16 protein-coding genes and 1 pseudogene are annotated in these 18493 nt (G+C 57.9%); 13 read left to right on the plus strand and 4 right to left on the minus strand.

Annotation, left to right across the window (positions count from 1 at the left end; genetic code table 11):
• Positions 1-107: 107 nt before the first annotated feature.
• Complete coding sequence (locus tag H1204_RS47100; protein ID WP_243469186.1) at positions 108-671, minus strand: MarR family transcriptional regulator; 564 nt, start codon at positions 669-671, stop codon at positions 108-110.
• A 323-nt stretch (positions 672-994) separates the two neighbouring features.
• On the opposite strand from H1204_RS47100, the gene H1204_RS47105 reads away from it, so the two are divergent.
• The 13 genes from H1204_RS47105 (at position 995) to H1204_RS47160 (ending at position 14429) form a co-directional block, all read left to right on the plus strand.
• Positions 995-2704: a DUF1302 family protein gene (locus tag H1204_RS47105; protein WP_180736703.1), complete on the plus strand. Its 1710-nt coding sequence runs from the start codon at positions 995-997 to the stop codon at positions 2702-2704.
• 245 nt (positions 2705-2949) lie between these two features.
• On the plus strand, positions 2950-4089 hold the full coding sequence (locus tag H1204_RS47110) for a YCF48-related protein (RefSeq protein ID WP_243469187.1): 1140 nt from the start codon (positions 2950-2952) through the stop codon (positions 4087-4089).
• A 38-nt stretch (positions 4090-4127) separates the two neighbouring features.
• Positions 4128-6569, plus strand: coding sequence for an MMPL family transporter (locus tag H1204_RS47115; RefSeq protein WP_180736704.1), 2442 nt, complete (start codon positions 4128-4130; stop codon positions 6567-6569).
• A gap of 10 nt (positions 6570-6579) precedes the next feature.
• A complete protein-coding gene (locus tag H1204_RS47120) occupies positions 6580-7569 on the plus strand; it encodes a thiamine pyrophosphate-dependent dehydrogenase E1 component subunit alpha (RefSeq protein ID WP_180736705.1) in 990 nt (329 codons plus the stop codon).
• A gap of 11 nt (positions 7570-7580) precedes the next feature.
• Entirely contained in the window at positions 7581-8552 is a 972-nt protein-coding gene (locus H1204_RS47125; RefSeq protein WP_180736706.1) for an alpha-ketoacid dehydrogenase subunit beta, read from the plus strand.
• A gap of 37 nt (positions 8553-8589) precedes the next feature.
• Positions 8590-8820, plus strand: coding sequence for a lipoyl domain-containing protein (locus H1204_RS47130; protein WP_180736707.1), 231 nt, complete (start codon positions 8590-8592; stop codon positions 8818-8820).
• A gap of 17 nt (positions 8821-8837) precedes the next feature.
• The gene (locus H1204_RS47135; protein ID WP_180736708.1) at positions 8838-9590 is read left to right on the plus strand and encodes a 2-oxo acid dehydrogenase subunit E2; all 753 of its coding nucleotides are present in this window, start codon (positions 8838-8840) and stop codon (positions 9588-9590) included.
• A gap of 69 nt (positions 9591-9659) precedes the next feature.
• Positions 9660-10058: an antibiotic biosynthesis monooxygenase gene (locus H1204_RS47140; RefSeq protein WP_180736709.1), complete on the plus strand. Its 399-nt coding sequence runs from the start codon at positions 9660-9662 to the stop codon at positions 10056-10058.
• 93 nt (positions 10059-10151) lie between these two features.
• Positions 10152-10664 (plus strand): SRPBCC family protein, encoded by a 513-nt coding sequence (locus H1204_RS47145; RefSeq protein ID WP_180736710.1) that lies wholly within the window; start codon positions 10152-10154, stop codon positions 10662-10664.
• 89 nt (positions 10665-10753) lie between these two features.
• Positions 10754-12142, plus strand: a complete 1389-nt coding sequence (locus H1204_RS47150) for a DUF1329 domain-containing protein (protein WP_180736711.1) — start codon at positions 10754-10756, stop codon at positions 12140-12142.
• 195 nt (positions 12143-12337) lie between these two features.
• Entirely contained in the window at positions 12338-12751 is a 414-nt protein-coding gene (locus H1204_RS52855) for an FAD-dependent oxidoreductase (protein WP_274608313.1), read from the plus strand.
• A 23-nt stretch (positions 12752-12774) separates the two neighbouring features.
• A complete protein-coding gene (locus H1204_RS47155) occupies positions 12775-13746 on the plus strand; it encodes an FAD-binding protein (RefSeq protein ID WP_274608314.1) in 972 nt (323 codons plus the stop codon).
• Between the two features lie 8 nt (positions 13747-13754).
• Complete coding sequence (locus H1204_RS47160; protein ID WP_180736712.1) at positions 13755-14429, plus strand: nitroreductase family protein; 675 nt, start codon at positions 13755-13757, stop codon at positions 14427-14429.
• A 12-nt stretch (positions 14430-14441) separates the two neighbouring features.
• On the opposite strand, the gene H1204_RS47165 is transcribed toward H1204_RS47160, so the two are convergent.
• The 3 genes and pseudogenes from H1204_RS47165 to H1204_RS47175 all read right to left on the minus strand — a co-directional run bounded on the left by H1204_RS47165 (position 14442) and on the right by H1204_RS47175 (position 18417).
• Complete coding sequence (locus H1204_RS47165; protein WP_180736713.1) at positions 14442-15695, minus strand: acetyl-CoA hydrolase/transferase C-terminal domain-containing protein; 1254 nt, start codon at positions 15693-15695, stop codon at positions 14442-14444.
• A gap of 64 nt (positions 15696-15759) precedes the next feature.
• A pseudogene (locus H1204_RS47170) lies at positions 15760-16955 on the minus strand (acetyl-CoA acetyltransferase).
• A 10-nt stretch (positions 16956-16965) separates the two neighbouring features.
• Positions 16966-18417, minus strand: coding sequence for a 3-oxoacyl-[acyl-carrier-protein] synthase III C-terminal domain-containing protein (locus H1204_RS47175; RefSeq protein WP_180736714.1), 1452 nt, complete (start codon positions 18415-18417; stop codon positions 16966-16968).
• Positions 18418-18493 lie beyond the last annotated feature (76 nt).

Raw genomic sequence — 18493 nt, forward strand, 5'->3', positions numbered from 1 at the left:
CTGCCACCGGCTATGGGCGGCCTCGGAATGTCAAAACTGGCCTACGAGGAGACCATGGGGTCTCGTGAGACGGCTACAAAAGGCACAGTCGCTCGCTATGGAACATCTCATTCAAAGTCGTCGGATGCAACATTGCCCTTTGCCTCGCTTTCGCGCTTTAGTGAGAGCAAATTTTTCTTTACTTGCTGCAGTAACTCGGCGAGCTGCAGGCGGCGGTTGTGGTCAAGATCAGCAAGGATCCGCTCATTCATCTCGTGGCTCATGGCTCGCATCTGATTCACGAGACTGTTGCCAGCGGTCGTCAGGTAGACGCGCTTGACTCGCCGATCCGTTCCATCGGGGCGCCTCTCGATGAATCCCGACGCTTCAAGCCGATCGACCAGTCCACCGAGCGCTGCCTTGCCCAGCTCGAGAACGTTCGCCAAATCGCTTTGCATCATGCCGTCATGCCGCGAGAGATGGGCGATGACCCACCATTGGGAGCGCGTCACGCCAAGAGGCTCTACAAATGAGTCGAATACCAGACGTCTCAATCGAGAGACGTCGTGCATGAGGAATCCCAGGCGTTGATCCCAATTTTCCTCGTCCGGCAAGACCGAGCATCGTCGCACTGGATTGCGGGACGTTGCGGTATCGGTTGATGAGTTTCCTATGATCATATCGTGTTTCATTGGTTTGTCCCCGGCAAGTCATGGCTACAGGGTTAGTGAAACACCTACGTGTCTCACGTAGATTATATAGTACCATACGATATGGAAAACTAAGACATTCATCCGCAATTCCTGTTGTGGGTCTGCAACCGTCAGATCTTTGGCGAGTCGTGCTGCATAGACGCAAGGGAAGTGTCGAAATTCGATATTGACATTAGCATATCGTCTGCTAGCATACGTAATGGGCACTGGAGGAGACGTCAGCGCGCACCGCAAACATTGATGACGCGCGACCGATGTGCCGAAGAAACGGAAAAATACAACTCGGTTGAGGAGACGGTGTCATGATCAGGAAGGTCGCTCGGCGCTCCAGCAGACTATTAGGAGCTTTCGTCGCAGTGTTAGCGATTTCCGGCTCTATGTGGCCGGGGATCGCTCATGCGTATAAGTTCGACACAGGTATTCAAGACCTCAACGTCCAGTGGGATAACACTGTTAGCTACAACTTGGGGATTCGCGCCGAGGACTGCGATACCGACATCTGCGGAAACGGGAAGGGCGCTGGGGATGTCACGGCGCACCAATCGGATCGAAAGTTCGCGAAAGCCGGGGACATCGTTACGAATCGGCTGAGCCTGTTATCGGAGCTCAGCGTCATCTACAAGGGTGATACAGGGTTCCGGATTAGCGGGGACGGCTGGTACGACGCCGCTTACACCGGCAGCCCGAAGGGTGACCCATTCTTCCTGTCGCAGGGTCTGAATGCGTTCCCGAACAATCAGTACACGGACTATATCAAGCGATGGAACCGTGGTCCGTCCGGCCAATTGCTGGATGCGTTCGCCTTTACCAGACTCAACCTAGGTTCGGTGCCGATCGACATCAAGGCCGGTCAGTACAACGTGTTTTGGGGCGAATCGATCTTCTGCTTCGTCTGTGGCGTCGCATATAATCAAGGCCCGGTTGATATCCGCAAGGCGCTGACTGATCCCAGTGCGCAAGCCCAAGAGCTTTTCCTTCCCCGGCCCCAAGTTTCGTTCTCTGCGACCCTGACCCCTGAGCTGACGCTCGCCGGGCAATATTTTCTCGACTGGTCGGCCTCCCGACTCCCGGACGGCGGAACGTACTTCGGTGCCGCAGATTTTCTTACCCTCGGCGGTGGCACTGTCGTGCCGTTCCTTGGTACGCCCGCCGTTTTTGACGGGCAGCAAAAACCGGCACATCTGACAGGCGACTTTGGTGTGGGTGTGAAATGGCGTCCTGCATGGTTGGACGGGACCGCAGGATTCTATTATCGCCAATACACGACCACATTTCCTCAACTCGTAATCGGCGGCGCTTCAAACGGAAATCTGAACGTCGACATCGACTACCGCGCACCTCGAGAGCGAATGTATGCATTCACCCTTTCAAAGCAAATTGCGGGGATTTCGTTTGCAACTGACCTGACGTATCGGAACAACGCTGAACTCGCCGCAACGCCGTTTTCAAACGTCATCGCTGCGAACGCGTCCGGTGCGGACTGGATTCCGAGAGGGAACGTCTTTTCGGGCGTGGCGAACATGATCAGCTACTTTGGCAAAACGCCGCTGTTCGATTCGGCGACACTGATCGCGGAAGTCAATTATGCGTGGCTGGAAGGTGTTACGCACGACCCGTTCAATCTCTACTATGGGCTGAAGCAAAACTGTGGTTCGGACGGGGTCGCGACACATCACGGCTGCCCGACGCGAAACGCAGTAGGTATCTCCGCACAGTTCGAACCCATCTGGTACGAGGTTTGGTCGGGTGTGAATCTCAGTATGCCGATTTTCATCAGCACGGGTCTTTCGGGAAATTCCCCGGTGCTTTTCGGGAGCAATCAGGGAGAGGGGTCGTATAGCGTCGGGCTCACCTTCGACATACAGTCAAAGTATAAAGTCTCGTTGAAGTACATCGGGTACCTTGCGCTGCACAGCAATGACAGCGCGGGTGTCGGATCGAACAGCAATTCGAGCCTTGGGAAATACTGGGACAGAAACTGGGTTTCGCTCACCTTCCAGTCGACATTTTAGAGGTGCCGGCGTGGTGCGACCAGATTCCATTGGAAAGGAAGTCGCACCTACGTTTGAATTCCAACGTGCCGCCGATGAAGCGTGCAAAGAAGCGTCCGATGCGCTTTGGAAAGACAGGACCTGGTGGTGCGAGCGGTCTTCGCCGTCATGCCTTTGTATCTTGATAGGCGGTTTGAATTGGGTCAGCGGGGTCATGCAGCTATCAAAGCATCGCGATCCGGTAGCAATTGACGCAAGGATTATCAATGTCAGTTTCTAGCAAAACCTTGTACGCCACCAAACGAAGCGCAAGCAGTCGCTTGATGCACGTTTGCTCGGCCATTGTCCTCGGTCTAATGATCTCATGCGCGATCGCGCGTACGTTTGAAAACCCGGTCGGCATTCCAGCGATGCCGAGCGCTCTGGCCGTACATATCCCGCTTATTGGTGTGGCAAGTGCTGGGCACCGAATTGTCGCAGTTGGACTTCGGGGAGTCATCATCTACTCGGATGACGCGGGGCGGACGTGGGTGCAAGCCAAAGTCCCTGTGGGTACAGACCTCGTTGCAGTCTCGTTTCCGGACGCGAAGCAAGGGTGGGCCGTCGGTCACGGCGGCGTTGTGATTCACACCGATGACGGCGGAGCGAACTGGGTCAAGCAGACAGACGGTAAGCGTCTCTCGGGACTGGCGGTGGACTACTACACGCGGATGGCCGCGGACAAGCCATCCATCGAAGTAAAGCGAGCCTTCGACGATGCTAAGGCTTCTGCTTCTGACGGTAGCTCTCAGGCTCTGCTCGATGTTTTTTTCGAGAATGAAAAGAGCGGGTTCATTGTCGGTACATTCAATCGCGTGTTTCACACGGAAGACGGCGGAAAGAGCTGGATTCCATGGATGGAGCGCACGAATAATCCCGACGATTTCCATTTTTATTCCGTTCACGGAGACGGCAGCCGAATTCTCCTGACTGGCGAGCACGGCATGGTTTGGGAGCTCAACCGCGACAAGCAATCGTTCGAACGGAAGCCGACACCGTATAAAGGAACGTTATTCGGTTCGCTCGGATCGGGAGGCGATATCGTCGTGTACGGCATGCGAGGCAGCCTCTTCCGGAGTTCCGACGGATGCGCGACGTGGGAGAAGGTCGACGTACCTAGCCGAGCCGGAATTACTGGCGGTGTGGTGCTTGCCGATGGATCCTTCCTCTTGGTCGATCAGGGCGGAATTGCACTACTCAGTCGGGACGGTGGCAAATCGTTCCAGTCGGTGAAGCTTAGGCGGTCGATGCCCTACTTTGGAGTCAGCAGAGTTGGGAATGGCAAGGTTGCGCTCGTGGGCGTGGACGGCGTCGTCGTCGAGGACGTTCCTGGGTCTTCGGGCACTGCGGCACGCAACCTGAATTGAGCGCAGGCCAGCATAGTTTGAACAGAAAGGCTCTAGATATGGTCGCAATGTCAAAGTCTGAAGCAATGGCAGTGGTCGCGGATCCGAGCGACTTCAACAAGAAGTCTGGAAACTTTCTGGAGAGGTTGATATTCAACCACAGAGGGTGGGTGATGTTGGGGAGCGCATTGCTGATGGCGTTCTTTGCGCTTCAGTTGCGCGGCCTGGATATTAGCGCGAGCTACGACAAAATGCTGCCTTTGTCGCAGCCATACATCAAGAATTTCATTGCCAACCGTGTCGAGTTGCGGGGGCTGGGTGACAACGTGCGTGTTGCGGTGGAGAACCCCCGCGGCGACATTTTCGACCCCGCTTACCTGGCGACGTTGGGCAAAATCAACGACGAACTGTTCCTGTTGCCGGGCGTGGACCGGGCGTGGATGAAATCGATCTTTACGCCGGTTGTGCGCTGGACGGAGGTGACAGAGGAGGGGTTCGTCGGGGGCCCAGTGTTGCCCGATACCTTCAATGGTTCCCCGCAGTCCATCGCACAGTTGCGCATGAACATCGTGCGCGCCGGCGTAGTGGGCAGCCTGGTCTCCAATGACTACCGGTCGAGCATGATCGTCGTTCCGCTTCTCGCGAAAGACGCAGAAGGCAAGCCTCTCGACTATCACGCCTTATCCTCCAAGCTGGACGAAATCCGCAAACGGTACAGTCAGGTAGAGGGTGACGCTCAGCCACGCGTGAAAATTCACGTCACCGGCTTCGCGAAACTGGTTGGCGATCTCATCGATGGTCTCGGGAAAGTCATGTACTTTTTCCTGGCCGCCGCATTCGTTGCAAGCGTCATCATCTATCTGTTCACCCGTTGCATCCGCAGCACACTGCTGGTGGTGGCCTGCTCGCTGATCGCGGTTGTCTGGCAGCTTGGTATCGTCGCTTTACTAGGCCGCAGCATCGACCCGTTCTCTGTTCTCGTCCCTTTTCTGGTGTTCGCTATTGGTGTCTCTCACGGTGCCCAGAAAATGAACGGCATCATGCTCGACGTCGGACGGGGGACGCACAAGTGGGTCGCCGCGCGCTACACATACCGTCGTTTGTTTCTCCCCGGTGTGACGGCATTGCTCGCCGACGCGGTTGGCTTCGGCGTGCTGATGATCATTGACATTCCGGTGATCCGTGAGTTGGCTATGACCGCGAGCCTTGGTGTGGCGGTGCTTATCTTCACCAACCTGATTCTCCTGCCGGTCCTGCTGTCCTATGTGGGCGTCAGCCGCTCCGCGGCCAAGCGGGCAGTGACGCAGAGTCAGGAGGAGAACCGCGGTCAGGGGTTCGGGAAGATCTGGACTCTGTTGGACCGGTTCACTGAGCGTCGCTGGGCAACTGCAGCGTTAGTCGGCGCGGTGGGGCTTGGGATCGTGGGTTATGTCGGCGGCCTTGGCCTTCAGGTAGGCGACCTCGATGCCGGCGCTCCCGAACTGAGGCCTAACTCCCGCTACAACCTGGACGACGCCTTCATCACGTCTCACTACAGCATTTCCAGCGACGCCTTCGCTGTGATGGTCAAAACACCACCTGGTCAGTGCCGCTCGTTTGCCACGCTAGTAGAAGCCGATCGGCTCGGATGGACGCTCGACCAGTTGCCTGGCGTGCTGCGTACCGCGTCGCTGGCCGATACGGTTCGTCTCTATACCATGGGTGATTTCGAGGGGAATCCCAAATGGATGACGATCAGCGAAAGCCAGGGTTTGATCGATCCCCAGGTCACCAATGCATTGCTGTGGAACTCGGAATACCTGAACAACGATTGCTCAGTATTGCCCGTGGTCGCGTACCTCTCAGACCACAAAGCCGCAACGCTGGATCGCGTCACCGAAGCCGTGAAAAATTTTGCAGCTGCTCACGATACCCCTGAGCGACAGTTTTTGCTCGCTGCCGGCAATTCGGGCGTTGAGGCAGCGACCAATATCGTCGTGAGGAACGCAAATCGTGCCATGTTGTTCTACGTCTACGGTGCCGTCGTTTTGCTGTGCCTTATTACTTTTAGAAATTGGCGGGCGGTCGTCGTTGCGATACTTCCGTTGGCCCTCACATCGATTCTGGCGGAGGCCGTGATGGTGGGGCTCGGCATTGGCGTGAAGGTAGCAACGCTGCCGGTGGTCGCGCTGGGTGTCGGCATCGGCGTGGACTACGCACTCTATCTCCTCAGCGTGCAACTGGCGCAGCAGCGTCAAGGGCTGAGCTTGCAGGAGGCGTACAAGAACGCCGTTGCATTCACAGGAAAGGTTGTCGGTCTTGTCGGTGTGACGCTTGCGGCCGGTGTGGTTACATGGGTCTGGTCGCCAATCAAGTTCCAGGCCGACATGGGCATCATGCTTACCTTCATGTTCCTCTGGAACATGCTCGGCGCACTCATTCTCATCCCGGCACTCTCTCACTTTCTCCTCAAGGATGTTCGAGTGACCGCTACTGTTCACGCCAATTCATCTGAAGCATAAGGACATCACCATGAACCACGCTCGACTTCAACCCGACCGGAGCACGCTGGTCGAAATTTATCGGCGAATGGTGCTCATCAAGCTCAACGATGAGCGATTTCGCGCGGTCATCAAGTCCGGGAAACTGGCCATGACCTACTACTCGCCGAGAGGTCAGGAAGTTATCCCGTCGGCATTGTCTGTACACCTGACGAATGACGATTACCTTTGCACGATATACCGCGGGATCCACGACATGCTGGCCAAGGGCGTTCCCTCGAAGCTGCTGTGGGCCGAACTGGCCGGCCGTGAAACGGGTACCTGCAAAGGGAAGGGCGGACCGATGCACGTGACTCATCCGGCCAGCGGTGTCATGGTGACGACCGGCATTGTAGGCAGCAGCATGCCGATCGCCAACGGCTTGGCCCTTGCCGCGCAGATTCGTGGCGAAGAGCGGATCGCCGTCGCGACGTTCGGCGACGGGGCGAGCAATATCGGCGCATTCCACGAGGCGCTCAATCTGGCTTCGCTATGGAAGCTACCGGTGATCTTCCTCTGCCAGAACAACCGCTACGCGGAACACACGCCTTACTCCACGGGCACTTCGATTGGCCGCATCTCCGATCGGGGCGCCGCCTACGCGATGCCGGCGATCCATGTTGACGGCAACGATCCGGTCGCGATGTGGCAGGCCGCTGGCGAAGCCGTTGCGCGGGCCCGCGAAGGAGGCGGACCGACCCTCATCGAGGCTATGACGTTCCGCTTCCATGGTCATGTGTTCGGCGACGCCGATGCTTACATGGACCCGGCAGAAAAGGCTGCCGCCATCGAAGACGACCCCGTCCCGCGCTACAGGTCCTGGCTACTCGCGCAGGAACACGCTAGCGAGAGCGAACTGGCCGGCATCGAACAGGCCATCGAAAGCGAAATTGACGCAGCCGTTGAATACGCGCTTGCCAGTCCGTATCCCGATGTCGCCGAATTGCGTCGCGATGTCTACGCTCAGGAGATCGAAGTATGAACGCTCCAAAAATGAATCTGGTTCAGGCGGTAAACCTGGCGCTTGACGACGCACTCTCGTCGGACCAGAACGTGATCGTCTTCGGCGAAGACGTCGCGGATCGTCAAGAGGGCGGTGTGATGGGTGTTACCAAGGGCTTGTCGACGAAGCATGGCGACGTTCGTGTGCGGTCGACGCCGATTTCGGAGCAGGCGATCATCGGTGCCGCGATCGGCGCTTCGCTTGCTGGCATGCGTCCGGTCGCGGAAATCATGCTGATGAATTTCACTACCGTGGCGATGGACATGATCGTCAATCATGCGGCGAAGTTGCGGTTCATGTCCGGTGGGCAGACGCACGTCCCCATCACCATCCGCACGATGACGGGTGCCGGGTTCGGCGTCGGAGGTCAGCATTCCGATTTCCTCGAAGCGTGGTTTGCCCACACGGCTGGATTGAAAGTGGTGGCGCCCGCAACGCCAGCGGATGCTTATGGTCTTCTCTTGTCGTGCATCGAAGACGACGATCCGTGTATTTTTATCGAGAACATGGTCACCTACTGGAGTGACGGGCCGGCTCCCGATCGTGGGGTTCGTATTCCGCTCGGCAAGGCCAAGGTTGTTCGCGAGGGCACAGACGCGACGATCATCGCCTACAGCCGCCAGGTTCTGGATGCTTGCGCAGTTGCCGACAAGTTGCAGAAGGAAGGGATCTCTGTAGAAGTCGTCGACCTTCGGACAGTGGCGCCATTCGATGTGGTAACCATACTCGAATCGGTTGCGAAGACGCGCCGGGCGATTGTCGTGCATGAGGCCGTAAAGCCCTTCGGTGTGGGCGCTGAAATATCCTCGCGCATTCACGAAGAGCTGTTCGGCCAGTTGAAGGCACCCGTGCAGCGCGTCGCGTCGGCCTTCTGTCCAGTGCCGTTCACCAAACCGCTCGAAAACGCATTTGTTCCCAGCATCGGCCAGATCGAGGCTGCCGTTCGCAAGACACTTGGATAACCCGAATTCAACTCGCTCCTAGGGAGGGTGACTGTCTATGAGTACCGATGTTCTTATGCCAAAGCTGGGTTTCTCGATGAATGAGGGAACTCTGGTCGAATGGCTGGCGGCCGATGGTGCAACAATCAACGAGGGGCAACCGTTGTACGCGCTTGAGAGCGACAAGTCGGTGCAGGAGGTGGAGGCACCGGCCTCCGGGACGCTGAAAATCATCGCCAGCGTCGGGGAGGTCTATCCGGTTGGCGAACTGCTCGCGCAGATCGGCTGAGAAGGGGTATTGAAGCCATGAACCATCCATCTGCACTTCACGCCGATTTGCCGCCTTGGCCCGAGGTGGATTTCGCGGCCTTCGGGGAAACTGAGACCCTGCCTTTGTCGCGGATCCAGAAATTGACCGCTGGGTATCTCACTCGCAATTGGCTGGCGATTCCACAAGTGACGCACCACGACGAGGCCGACATTACGTCGCTGGACGCTTGTCGATCACGGCTAGCGCAGGACACGGGGACGCGAGTGACGCCTTTGGCGTTCGTCGTCAAGGCGCTCGAGGAAGGGTTACGGGAATTCCCGCGTTTCAATGCGTCCCTCGATGCAGGCGGCCAGAACCTGATCGTCAAGAAATATTTTCACATCGGCGTTGCCGTGGACACGCCGTCAGGTCTTCTGGTTGCCGTGATACGCGACTGTGACAAGAAGGGTGTCGTGGAACTCGCCGACGAGATTGGTTCCGTCTCTGCGCGTGCACGGCAGAAGGGGCTGCCTATGAGCGACATGGTGGGCGGTTGCATGACCATCAGTTCTTTGGGCAACATCGGTGGGACGGCATTTTCTCCGATTATCAACGCGCCCGAAGTGGCGATCCTGGGTGTGACCAAGGCCCAATGGAAGCCGCATCGCGACGGTGATGCGACCGATTGGCGGTTGATGCTACCGCTGTCGCTGACTTACGACCATCGCGTCATCAACGGAGCAGACGCGGCACGATTCGCGGTACATGTGGCCGATGCACTGAGCCGACCGGAGTCATTAATCGAATAGACGAACCGAAAGAGCCTACGTGCAATCGTTCGGCGTTTATCAATTCAAATGCTTTGTCAGGAGTATTTTATGTCTTCCAAATGGGTGCGCGACGCTAACTGTTTTATTTCCAGATTTACGGTCGATCCTGAGCGACGGGCCGAGTTTCTTTCTGCACTGGATGAGCTGGCCGGAAATGCGTCGAACTGGTATGACGAAGGCTGCAATTTCGCATTTCATGGATGGGGCCGCAATCCTAATGAATGGGTAGCGATCGCGTCATGGAAATCGGAGGATTACGTGAACAAGATGCGTCAGACGGCATGGTACAAAGATACTCAGCAGCGGATGCTCGAGTGCAGTTCTCATCCAATGATCATGGAGCAGTTCAGCGGCATGAACGTCGATCGCTCGGTGTTTGACCGGTACCCGGCTGGAAGCTCCCAGGTGCATATGAAGACGAAGACGCTCGATGTAATTTTTCGGTAGCAGTCCCACGCCCTTCGACTCACGCCCGGACATTGGCGAGGGCGATGTTAGTGGTTGCATCACCACATAGGAATTGCACTCGGAGGAGATAGCATGCGTACGTTCAAACGCGGTCATGCTGAGGTACGAGGCGTCGTCGATGCCTCCGCAGAACAAGTTTGGGAATTGCTAACGGACTGGGCTGGCCTGCTTAAATGGTGGGTCAAGCCCGACGAGGGCGGCCGTCCGGGCCCTGACCTCGCAAGCGTTGAGTTGGTGGGTGAGCCGCGTGACGTGCCACGGACGCGCATCGTTCGCCATGTAACGGGATCTGCCGTCGATGAGACTTTGCTCGTTCAAAACGATGAGACACGACGCATTTACTACAACATGGTGTACCGCCACAACCCCGGTGGTGCTGTCTTGCGTAGCGAATTTGAAAACTACCTGGCGACCACTATGGTGGATACCTTGCCGGACGGCAAGACATTGATGACGTTCAAGGCCGAGTTTGACATTGTGGAACCTGCCGATCTCGACCTCATGCGTTCGCTCATCGAGAGAACCTGGACAGACGCAATATTACAAGGTTTTCGACGTTATTTTTCAAGGGCGAAAGCGCTGTAGCGTAGCGTGTTGAACCCTGTTGGGCAAGTTCATCCATATCAGAAGGCGTGCAGCTTTAAAAAAGGCCACAGCCTTGGAGGAGGCATAGAATGATCCGCAAGACAACCCATATCGTCCCTGCTTTGCTCGCCGTGATCATTTCCGGCCAGTGCATGGCTGCCGTTAGCGCAGCAGAAGCGCAGAAACTGAAGGGCCCTGAGCTCACACCGATTGGTGCGGAGGCCGCCGGAAACAAGGAGGGTACCATTCCGGCGTACAAGGGCGAAGGTCTGAATGCACCTGCGGGATTCGGTAGCGACAAATCCGACCCGTACAAACGTCCCGATCCGTTTGCCGACGAGAAGCCGCTATACACCATCACCGCGCAAAACGCTGCGCAATACGCGGATAAGCTCGATGGTATGATCGAGATGTTCAAGCGATATCCCGATTTCCGGATGGACATCTATCCCACGCATCGCACCATCGTATATAACAAGACCGTTATCGCTAACACGATGAAGAACGCGACTGAGTGCAAGGGAGAGGACGGTGATCTTCGGCTGGAGGGTTGCTGGGGCGGATTTGCCTTCCCGATTCCCGCCAACGGTACCCAGGCCATGTGGAACCACCTCACGAGCTACCGCGGTTATGCATGGGGTGGGTATACGAATTCCTATGTGGTGTCCGCGAATGGCTCGTCGTACCTTGTGCAAGGCAACAAGCTTTCGGAGCAATCTCCATTTTACGACCCGAAGGCAACATCGCCGGCGACGGGCAAAACCATCTATTGGTCTTTTCGAGACGATACGGACGCGCCGTCGAGCCAGTCCGGACAGAAGCTGGTGTTGATCGATCCGCTCGATCCGCTCAATGCTGGCCGTCGGGCCTACCAGTACATTCCTGGACTGCGCCGGGTCAAGCTTGCACCCACTTTGGCCTATGACACTCCAAGCCCTGCCGCGGGCGGAGCGGCAACGATGGATGATGCCCAGGTCTTCCAGGGCGCCCTCGATCGCTATGACTGGAAGCTGATCGGCAAGAAAGAAAAGTACATCATGTACAACAACTTCAAGCTCGCTGACCATACGAGTTGTGACGATAAGAAACTCTTGACCAAGAACTTCGCCAATCCAGATTGTGTGCGCTGGGAGTTGCACAGAGTTTGGGTCGTGGAAGGAAAGCTCAAGCCGGGATTCCGTCACATCTATGCACGCAGGATGATGTACTGGGACGAAGATAGCTACAACGCTGGCTTGGCAGAAAATTACGATGCGGCCGGTAAACTGTATCGTGTCGTTACCGCCCTCGATATTCCGTTCTACGTGAGTGAAGGGGGCGGCGCGCTGGGTGACGATACTTTCAATTACGATCTTCAGACCGGCGTTTGGTCAGCGCAGGGGGCATTAGGTAACGTCGGCGCAGGCATCGTGCAGCAGCAGCCAAAGGACATGAACTTCTTCTCGCCGGACACCATGGCCGGCGAGGGTGTCCGGTAGGTCGATGCGTGTTTTACAGGCCCTCCCGCAGATCTTCTGCTGCGGGTTGGGTCTTGTTCGACCGGTCTTTTGTCGATGTGCTTCGCACGAGCGCCTGGCCTCGAGCGTGAAGCGTCGGTTGCTTTCAGTCCGGTGCGATTCAAAACCGATTGAGTAAGTTGGCGCCCGTCAGAACGGATAAACGAGGAGGAAGGGATGTCGTTTGATTATGATGTCGTCGTCATCGGCGGCGGAGGGGCTGGACTGTCTGCGGCTTGCCACGCGGCGCAGCAGGGTGCCTCGGTCATGCTGCTGGAGGCGGACAAGGCCCTCGGTGGGGCAACCGCGCTTTCCAGCGGCGTCGTGTATGCGGCGGGCACCAGCGTCCAACGATCCGCTGGGATTCAGGACTCTCCGGATGCAATGTACCAGTACATGATGTCGTTGAACCAATGGTCGATCCGGCCAGCGCTTGCGCGGATCATGGCAGAAAGCGGTGCCTCGATTATCGACTGGCTGCTGGAGCTCGGTAACGACTTTCCACCGGAACTGATCGTGGAGTCGGGGGTTGGCGGGTGTCCTCGAGGTCACCAGTGTGTTGGCGCGGGGGCGGTATCGTTCAATCGCTGATCAACGCGGCCGGCGCGCATGGCGTGGAAGTTGCGCTGGGATCGCGCGTCTCGGGTCTCATTGTCGAAGACGGCGGCGTTTGCGGCGTTCGTGCGGCCGGCGTTGATCTGCGAGCGAAGGCGGTGATCGTGACAACCGGAGGCTTCGGCAACAATCCTGACATGATCAGGAGGCTTTGGCCCACCGCGGCGGCCCATGGCAGCCGCGTCTTTTCAATCTACGCTGCGGTGCCATTCAACATGGGTGATGGGATTTTGCTCGGTGAGAGCGCCGGCGCCCATGTCACCGGGATCGATAATGGTCTTCTGGTGCCGAATCCCAATTTCGCGCCGGGTCTTGATGCGTTTCTCCCGGAATGGGCGATGGTCGTCAATCGCGATGGTCGTCGTTTCATCGCTGAAGATGCGCCCTACGCGGTTTCCGGCTATCTGCTCAATGAGCAGCCGGAGATGCGTTGCTTCGCCATCTTTGACGAACCGGCGATGCTCGAGGCCTGCGCCGATGAGAATGTGGTCAAGCACTACGTCAACGATCCGGGATCCGATAGCTGGCGCGTAGCCGTACTTCGCAAGAATATCGCCAACGGCAGGGTGAAAACGGCCGATTCTATCGAGGAACTGGCGAAGCGCGCGGACGTCTCTGCGCGTGCGCTTGCGGCCTCCGTGGCGCGTTACAACAAGTTCGCCGACCAGGGGGAGGATCCCGAGTACTTCAAGAAGGCAAAGAAAATTTATCCGATCAGAACGGCGCCCTTTTATGCTGTCGAGATTCGTGCTTCGGCGATCGTGTCTTGTCACGCCGGCCTCGAAATCGACAATTTCGGCCGAGCGATAGACCGATTCGGTGAAGTCATCCCAGGGCTTTATGCCGGCGGCGAAGTTCTCGGCTGCACGATGGGGCGCAGGTATATCGGAGGCGGAATGGGCATCGCTAATGCGTTGACGTTTGGGCGCCTTGCCGGTGTGAACGCTGCGCGGGACTGCTCGGCATTGTAGAGTCATATATGGACCGCGTACCGTTGATTGACCTGCCGGATGCTGCGGCGGCTGCAGCTCTTTCGTTCGTTGGCTCCGGTCGACGTTCCGTGAGGCGATACAAGCCAGATGCCGTTAGCCCGGACATGATCGAGTGTCTTCTCCGGGCGGCGATCGCAGCGCCGTCTGCGCACAACCGGCAACCCTGGCGATTCGCGGTGATCGATTCGTTCGACCGAAAAGCTACCCTGGCGACGTCAATGGGCGATCGTTTGCGAAGCGACCGTCTACGAGATGGCGATAGCGAGAGCGACGTCGAGCGTGACGTCGGGCGATCCTATGCCCGAATCACTTCTGCTCCGGTAATCATCGTCGTTTGCCTGACGATGGAACACATGGACATCTACCCGGACCCGGTTCGCAGCCGTTGCGAACACTTGATGGCCGTGCAAAGCACAGCGATGGCCGGCGCCAACCTTCTGTTAGCTGCCCATGCCGTGGGCCTGGGCGCGTGCTGGCTATGCGCTCCATTGTTCTGCCCTGACGTCATTGGTCAGGTCCTTGGCCTTCCGGCGCACTGGCAAGCACAAGGATTGATCACGCTAGGGTACCCCTCGGCACCCGCGAAGCCGTTTCTGCGGAACCCGATCCACGAGGTTGCTGTATTTGTTCGCAGCGACGAGGACGAAAGCCGCAGTAGTTGAACGAACGCAAAGCTAAAGGCAGGCGGCAATTTCCCGCCATGAGCGCGATAACCCCTCACGGAACTCGGGGGCCGCAATGTCGATCAGGACCTTGGCGCGTTCGTGGACGCTTGCGCCGACCAGGCGCGCGACCCCGAATTCTGTGACGATGTAGTCGACGTCGACGCGCGAGAGAGTCCCGATTGACCGCTCGCTCAGCCGCGGTACCACGCGCGATCCCTTGCCGGCACTATGAGTGGCAGAAAGCGCGACGATGCTCCGCCCGCCATTGGAAAGGCGTGCTCCGCGCGCAAAGTCGGGTGCGCCGCCGGGCCCGCTGATGGAGCGGCCGTCCGCATGCTCGAGATTACATTGTCCGAATAAATCCACTTCCAGTGCCGAATTGACCGAGATGAAACGGTCTTTGCCGGCCAACGTCTGGACGTTGTGCGTAAGATCGCAACCAACGACGCGAAGTGCTTCGAATTCGGCTGCCCATCGGTAGAGCGATTCGGATCCTACTAGCACACAGCAGGTGTGGATAGCACTTTCATCAATTGCGCCCGCCGCGACCAGATCGGTGAAACCGTCGGAGAGCATGCCCGAATGAAACCGGAGTTTGCGACGTTCCTTGAGCTGAAGGGAGAGCGCGGCCGGAACTCGACCAAGCCCAACCTGAACTGTTGATCCGTCGTCGATTAGAGAGGCGACGTGGCGCGCTACCGATATCGAGCTGTCGTCGAGTGCCGTGACGTACTGTGGCAGCGCCGAATCCACTTCGCAAACGTAATCGAACCGCGAATATGGAATGCTCGCGGCTCCACGCACCCGCGGCGTGCGTCGGTTCACCAGCGCGAGGATACGCCGGCTTTTCCCGATCGCAGTCGGGGCAAATTCCACTGCCGGCCCGAGGGAGCACAACCCCTGGTCATCCGGTGGCGAGACCTGGACGACAGTCAAGTCCAGCTCGACGTTTTCCCTGAGGTGGCGCACGAACCCCGCATACGTGACCGGAAGGAAGCGATAGCGCCCGTCGCGTTGTGCATCGTGCAACCCTGGCTGCATGAACAAACCACTAACGCTTGCGGTGGGCTCGAATCTGTCAATCGCGAGCTTGTTGATTCCGGGAACGTAGCTCGTGAGAATACGCAGGTGCTGCGTACAGTTGCGCTCGCGCAGCAACGCCGACATGAATGCCGACGGTTCGCCGCTCGAACCGGGAATGAATATGTGATCATGCGGCTTGACCAGTTGGGCAAGCTCGGCTTCCGCGATGTACTCAGCCATAGTTATCCTGCTTGCCCGCGCACCGGCCTGCCGTTAGCCAGCGGCAGGCCGGTCACGCAGGTCTTTAGAGAAGACCGAGAATAGAGATCGCTGCGACCCCGAGGTAGGGAACGCCTCCCAGGTTATGCGTTAGTCCGACAGTCGGATTGTCCAACTGCCGTTCGCCAGCGCGATGCAACAACTGATTGTAGATCTCGTAGGCCATGCGCAATCCCGATGCGGCGATCGGATGGCCAAAGCACTTCAGCCCCCCGTCGATCTGACAAGGCAGACCTCCATCAGCATCGTAAAAGCCATCGAGGACGTCGGTGACAGCCCGGCCTTCACCCGAGACGAACAGATCTTCCATCGTGACCAGTTCGGTAATCGAGAAACAGTCGTGAACCTCCATCAAGCTCAGTTGCTCCCGGGGGTCGTAATACCCGCTTCCTCATAAGCACGTCGAGCTGCATGCCGCGTTGTTCTGACGTAGCTGCCGTCCCACTGCGTTGTGTGCGACTCGATACCGGAACTGCTGGCGAGCTGGATTGCCTTGATCGTCACCAGATCGTGCTTTCCCAGCGACCGGGCGACCTCCGGTGTAGTGACGATTGCGCAGGCGGCCCCATCACTCACGCCGCAGCAGTCGAACAGGCCGAGTGGTTCGGCGATCATCGGCGCGCTGAGGATCTGGTCCATCGTTACCTTCTTGCGGATGTGCGCCTTGGGGCTTTTGACGCCGTTTTCGTGGCTCTTCCACGAGACGTGGCCGATCGCTCTCTTCAGATCTTCGTGAGATACCCCGTGCTTCGCGCGGTATCCGGCCGCCAACTGGGCGAAGCCGGCCGGCGCCGAACCCAGCGGCAGCCAGAGGTCATTCAGCGTTCCTTTGTAGGGCGCAGGAAGGCCGCCATAGCCGGTATCCTTCAGCTTTTCCGCGCCAATCGCCAGCGCGATATCGACCGCGCCGGACGCCACCGCATAAACAGCACCGCGCAATGCCTCCGTCCCCGTAGCACACATGTTTTCCATGCGGCTTACCGGCACACCTTCGAGACGCAGGGCCAGGGACGCGGGAATCGACGAATTGCCTACATTGATCTCGTCAAGACAGGATCCGTACCACGCGGCGTCGATCTGCTTCCGTTCAATGCCGGCGTCGACCAGGGCTTCCTCGAAAGCTTCCGCCATTAGCTGATGCGTGCCTACATCCCAGCGCTCGCCAAATTGCGTACATCCCATGCCGAGAATGGCGACCTTGTCCTTGATGCCAGATGCCATGATTCGCCCCTTATGCTTGTACCGGTGAAGTTTTCCAGAAATAACGCGGATATCCGCGGTCTTTGTCCACGTCTTTGATCCGGAATACGACCTTGAGCGGTGTTCCCACCTCGAGTCCCGCGGTGCCAACGTCGACCGTCTCGGTCAGCAGGCGAGCGCCGTTATCGAACTGCGTAAAACCGACGTAGAGCGGCGGTGCCGGATGATATGAGAGCCAATCGGCGGTATAAGTGAGCACGCTGCACTTCTCATCCACCAGCGATAGCTGTTCGAAGTTTTCGCTCGATGCTCCGCACGAAGCGTTGACGCAGTAAGCCAGTTGAGGGAACTGGATTGATTTGCATTTGGCGCATTTGCCCGCCATAAAGTGGGCCAGTTGAAATTTCGAGCGATATTGCTCGGTGAGGGCTGTCTTGAGCACCTTCTCGCCACGCATGCCCCACTCCAGTTCGATGGCTTCATCGTAGGAAAGCATACGCAGATAGGCATCGTGAGACTGTGCGTCGGCCAGCGCGCCGCTAATGCCGCGGCGGGGCGAAAAGGACTTTAACGCGTCCGTTGTCCTGAGAACCAGCACATCCACGCCTTGGCCAAAGCTGGCCAATACGATGACTTCGCCGGGGTTGGCGCGCTCCAGCACATGGGCAAGCATGAGCAACCCGTGGGCAGTGCCGGTGAAACCGCAGTTTTCGCTAAGGTTGTCGACTTCTGCTTCAGCGGGAATGCCGAGGCTCTTCACGACCATGGCAGCGATGCCTTTCATTGGCGTTGCCAAAATAAAATGGTCGACCTCCGCTGCAGGGACGCCCGCTTGCGCCAGCGCGGTGCGTACGGTTTCAGGAACCAGCTTCGCGTAGCCTTCGTCACGAATCCAGCGCTCCTCCCACACGTAATCGTATTTGGCATTCGCCGCGCGGAAGTGATCGACGAACATTGCGTTGCGACTAGAAGAGCCGATCACGTGCGCCACAACGTTTTCGCTGCCCAGTGTGAAGGCTGCGGCACCGGCTCCGTAGCCAATCTCCTGAGTGCTGGCTGGCTTGCCGCGAGGGCGGTCGCTTGCAACAAAAAGCGCTGGCCCCGGTGTTGACTGCAGGGCCGCAAGAAGACCAGAAGTGCCAGCGCGCTGCGAGTAACCTACATCCATCGTCCTCGCGTCGGCAGGCAAACCGAGGGCGCCCGCGACGATGGCCGAGTTTTGTAAATCGGCGAACGGCATGGTGGTCGACGCCATCGATACGGCGACAATGTGGGACGTTGGCTTCGTATCGAGCGTATCTCTCGCGGCTTCGACTGCCATCGTGACGGCGTCTTCGTCCCAACTGCAGAATGCCCGCTGGCCCTTGCTCAGGGAGCGAAGGCTGGGTGCCATCCATTTATGCGCGGCAGCGATGGCGGCCCGCTGCATCCGGAGCCGCGGTATGTAGCCCCCGAAGCCCGTTATTCCATAGATGTTGTTCATCGGTACTTGTCGCCCTTCCCGTTGGTCGCTCGATTCTGTGAGGTAGGAGAAAAAACGTATGCATGGATACGATACA

Source organism: Paraburkholderia sp. PGU19 (assembly GCF_013426915.1).
Lineage (GTDB): Bacteria > Pseudomonadota > Gammaproteobacteria > Burkholderiales > Burkholderiaceae > Paraburkholderia.